The organism is Catenulispora pinisilvae, assembly GCF_015356865.1.
In the GTDB taxonomy this organism is placed as follows: Bacteria; Actinomycetota; Actinomycetes; order Streptomycetales; family Catenulisporaceae; genus Catenulispora; species Catenulispora pinisilvae.
In genome coordinates this window covers 1-4,498 of record NZ_JAAFZA010000426.1, presented here as the reverse complement: position 1 = coordinate 4,498, position 4,498 = coordinate 1, and the positions used below count along the sequence as shown (strand labels likewise).

The 4,498-nt window shown below is 70.6% G+C and carries 4 protein-coding genes; 3 read left to right on the top strand and 1 reads right to left on the bottom strand.

Translation table 11 applies throughout. From position 1 onward, the window contains the following. Positions 1–665 (bottom strand): RNA polymerase sigma factor (locus IZR01_RS48295; protein WP_228561408.1); only part of this gene is annotated, 665 nt, incomplete at its 3' end. A 215-nt stretch (positions 666–880) separates the two neighbouring features. Between IZR01_RS48295 and IZR01_RS48290 the strand changes: the two genes are divergently transcribed. Genes IZR01_RS48290 through IZR01_RS48280 form a run of 3 tightly spaced genes read left to right on the top strand, consistent with a single transcriptional unit; the run spans position 881 to position 4,493 of the window. Further along, complete coding sequence (locus tag IZR01_RS48290; RefSeq protein WP_194899816.1) at positions 881–1,708, top strand: enoyl-CoA hydratase family protein; 828 nt, start codon at positions 881–883, stop codon at positions 1,706–1,708. Next, complete coding sequence (locus IZR01_RS48285) at positions 1,705–2,172, top strand: RidA family protein (RefSeq protein WP_228561407.1); 468 nt, start codon at positions 1,705–1,707, stop codon at positions 2,170–2,172. Before IZR01_RS48290 ends, IZR01_RS48285 begins: the two co-directional genes overlap by 4 nt. Further along, positions 2,169–4,493, top strand: a complete 2,325-nt coding sequence (locus tag IZR01_RS48280) for a bifunctional salicylyl-CoA 5-hydroxylase/oxidoreductase (protein WP_194927795.1) — start codon at positions 2,169–2,171, stop codon at positions 4,491–4,493. The genes IZR01_RS48285 and IZR01_RS48280 overlap by 4 nt, the downstream gene beginning before the upstream one ends. Positions 4,494–4,498: the final 5 nt, after the last annotated feature.

Genomic DNA, 4,498 nt, shown 5'->3' with positions numbered 1-4,498 from the left:
CATCCATACTCCGCGCCCTTCACGGTCCGCGAGCCCCGGCCGGTCATGCCGGACCCCGCTTCCCCGGTCCCCTCCATTCCCCCTGTGTCGTGTCCGTCACCGCCGGCCTCACCCTCGGCCGATTGTTCCGCCAGGATCGCCGCCAGCCGCTTGAGCCCGCGCATGGCCGCGATCCGCACCGCGCCGTCGCGCTTGTCCAGCACCTTCGCGGTCTGCGCCACGTCCAGCCCGGCGACCACCCGCAACAGCACGGCCTCGGCTTGATCCTTGGGCAGCCGGGCTATCAGGCGCAAGGCCCGCTCGGTGTCCTCGCGCTCGGCGGCGGCCAGTTCGGTGTCGTCGGCGGCCGGCCAGTCGGCGACGTATTCGGCGACGTCGCCGTTGTCCTCCTTGCGGCGGGAGACCTTGCGCAACTCGTCCAGGGCGCGGTGGCGTGCCACCCGGAACAGCCAGACCCGGAACCCGGCCGCGTCGCCCCGGTACCCGCGCACGTCCTTGGCCGCCTGGAGCCAGGTCTCGCTGGCCACGTCCTCGGCGGTGTCGCCGACCACGGCGCGCAGGTAGCGCAGCAGCGGCGGATGCAGAGCGTGCCAAAGCTCTGCGAATCCCGTCTCCTCGCCGCGGCGGGCCGCGGCCAGGGCGGAATCCAGATCGCCCCAGGCCAAGCCGTATCCCTCCTTGAACCGTGCGCACACTTGCGCCGCTGCTACAGCTTGTCGCCGCCCGAACATTACACGGATTGCATACAGCTACCCGACGGTTCGCGGACGTGACGGGACGACACGGATCCGGCGGGTATGGCGTTTCCTTGACGACAGTCATATCTTGGTGATGACCGGGCGACACCGCGCGGCCGAGCCAGAGCACCGGGAGGACACCGATGAGCCCGTTCCGGGGTTCAGTCCCGTTCACCGACAAGTGGGACCACTTCCGCGTGGAACACGCCGACGGGGTCGCGACCGTCACCCTGAACCGTCCCGACAAGATCAACGCCCTGACCTTCCAGGCCTACGCCGACCTGCGCGACCTGCTCGCCGAGCTGCCGCACCGGGGCGACACCCGGGTGCTGGTGCTGCGCGGCGAGGGCCCCGGCTTCTGCTCCGGCGGCGACGTCAACGAGATCATCGGCGAACTGCTGGAGATGCGGCCCGACGAGCACCTGTCGTTCACGCGCATGACCGGGGACGTCGTCCGCGCGCTCCGCGAGGTCCCGATCCCGGTGATCGCCTCGATCCACGGGATCGCCGCCGGCGCCGGCTCAGTCCTGGCGCTGGCCGCCGACTTCCGGATCGTGGCCCGCTCGGCCCGGTTCGCGTTCCTGTTCACGAAGGTCGGCCTGTCCGGCTCGGACATGGGAGCGGCCTATCTGCTGCCGCGGATCGTGGGCCTGGGCAACGCCACCAAGCTGCTGATGCTCGGCGACACCGTGAAGGCCCCGGAGGCCGACAAGTACGGTCTGGTCAGCGAGCTGGTCGAGGACGAGGAGCTGGCGGCGGCGACCGCGGCGCTGGCCCGGCGGCTGGCCGACGGCCCGGCGCTGGCCTACGCGCAGACCAAGATGCTGCTGACCCGCGAGTTGGACATGGGGTTGTCGCCGTCGCTGGAGATGGACGCGGCCGTGCAGGCGCTGTTGATGAACACCCGCGACCACGCCGAGTTCCACCGCGCCTTCAACGCCAAGGAGACGCCGAAGTGGGAGGGCCGATGACCCCGCAGCCGCAGCCGGGCTCTGCTCAGCCGGGCTCCACACAGCCGAGCCCGCAGCCCCGGTCCCCGCACGAAATGGTGAATCCGCCCGAGCTGGCCCCGGCGGTCGGCTTCTCGCACGCCGTGGCCGCCGGCCCCGGCCGCACCGTCTACCTCGGCGGCCAGGCCGGGATCCACCCCGACGGCACCGTCGACCCGAAGGCCACCCTGGTCGAGCAGTTCGACCTGGCGCTGGCCAACATGGTCACGACGCTGACCGCCGCCGGCGCGGCCCCGGAACACCTGGTCACCGTCACCGTGTTCGCCACCGACGCCGAGCAGTACCGCGCCGCCCTCAAGGAACTCGGCGCAGTGTGGCGCCGGCACCTCGGCAAGCACTACCCGGCGATGGCGTTCTTCGAAGTCAAGGGCCTGTTCGATCCGGCGGCGCTGGTGGAACTCACCGGCGTCGCGGTGGTGCCGTGAGGATCGCCGTGGTCGGCGGCGGTCCCGGCGGCCTGTACTTCGCGGCGCTGGCCAAGCAGCTCGACCCGGGCGCGGTGGTCGACGTCTGGGAACGCAATGCCGCCGACGACACCTTCGGCTTCGGCGTGGTGTTCTCCGACGAGACACTGGGCGGCATCGAGCACGCCGACTCCGGGATCCACGAGGCGATGGCCGCCGAGTTCGCCCGCTGGGACGACATCGACGTGCACTACCGCGGCAAGGTGATCACCTCCGGCGGCCACGGCTTCGCGGCCCTGGCCCGGGTCCGGCTGCTCCAGATGCTCCAGCAGCGCTGTGCCGACCTCGGCATCGCCGTGCGCTACCTGACCACGGCCCCGCCGACCGAACAGCTGTCCGCCGAGTACGACCTCGTTGTCGCCGCCGACGGCGTCAACTCGGCGATCCGCACCGCGTACGCCGACGCCTTCCAGCCCTCGATCCGCACCCACGACTGCCGCTACATGTGGCTCGGTACCGACCTGGTCTTCGACGCCTTCCGCTTCCAGGTCCAGCCCACCCCGCACGGCGTCATGCAGGTCCACGGCTACCCCTACGACGCCCACGGCTCGACGTTCATCGTCGAGATGCACGAACGGGTGTGGCGCGCGGCCGGCTTCGACCGCTTCGCCGACCGCGCCTTCCAGCCCGGCGAGAGCGACCACGAGAGCATCGAGCGGATCGGCGAGATCTTCGCCGACATGCTCGGCGGCCACCGGCTGATCGCCAACAACTCGCGCTGGCTCAGCTTCGCGACCGTCACCACGGCGCACTGGTCGCACCGGAACATCGTGCTGCTCGGCGACGCCGCCCACACCGCGCACTTCTCGATCGGGTCCGGAACCAAGCTGGCGATGGAGGACGCGCTGGCGCTGGCCGCGTGCCTGCACGAGAACCCGGACATCCGATCCGCACTGGCGGCCTACGAGACAGAGCGGCGGCCGGTCGTCGCCTCCACGCAGCGCGCCGCCGCAGCCTCCCTGCGCTGGTTCGAGGACCTGGGCCGCTACACCGACCAGGAGCCGCTACAGTTCGCCTTCAACCTGCTCACCCGCTCGCGCCGGGTCACCTACGACAACCTCAAACTGCGCGACCCGGAGTTCGTGGCGGAGGTCAACGGCGACGCCACTCCCCCGATGTTCCGGCCGTTCCGACTACGCGGACTGACGCTGAAGAACCGCGTGATCGTCTCGCCGATGGACATGTACTCGGCGCAAGACGGCATGCCGAACGACTTCCACCTGGTGCACCTGGGCTCCAAGGCACTCGGCGGCGCGGGCCTGGTGATGACGGAGATGGTCTGCGTCTCCCCGAACGGCCGCATCACCCCGGGCTGCACCGGGATGTACTCCGAGGAGCAGGAGGCGCAGTGGCGGCGGATCGTGGACTTCGTCCACGCGCAGTCCACGGCGGCGATCGGGCTACAACTCGGGCACTCGGGACGTAAGGGCTCGACGAAGCTGATGTGGGACGGGATCGACGAGCCGCTGCCGGAGGGCAACTGGCCGGTAGTCGGGCCCTCGCCGCTGCCCTACAAGCCCGGTGTGAACCAGGTCCCGCACGAACTCACCGCCTCGGAGCTGGAGGCGCTGAAGCGCGAGTTCGTCACCGCCGCCGAACGCGGAGCCCGCGCCGGCTTCGACCTACTGGAGCTGCACTGCGCACACGGCTACCTGCTCTCCAGCTTCCTGTCGCCGCTGGCCAATCAGCGCACTGACGAATACGGCGGCACCCTGGAGAATCGTCTGCGCTTCCCCCTGGAGGTGTTCGACGCGGTACGCGCAATCTGGCCGACCGAACGCCCGATCACGGTCCGCGTCTCAGCAACAGACTGGGCCCCCGGCGGCGTGGACGGCACCGAATCAGTCGAGATCGCCCGCGCCTTCGCCACCCACGGAGCCGACGCCATCGACGTCTCCACCGGCCAAGTCACCGCCACCGAGCAACCCGAATACGGGCGCTCATATCAGACCCCTTACGCAGACCGCATCCGCCACGAAGCAGACATCGCCACGATCGCCGTGGGAGCCATCTCCTCCTACGACGACGTGAACTCGATCCTGCTAGCCGGCCGCGCCGACCTGTGCGCCCTCGGCCGCACGCACCTCTACGACCCGCAATGGACACTGCACGCGGCGGCCGAGCAGGACTACGCGGGCCCCGGCGGCGCATGGCCCGCGCCGTTCCGGGCCGGCGCGCGCAAGCCCGCCTCGGGGCGGACGGACGGGCCTCGGCCACGGCTGGAGCTGATTCGGGAGGGTGTGGAGGAGACGGCGCATGCTCGGTGGCGGCCGGGCGGGTAGGTGGC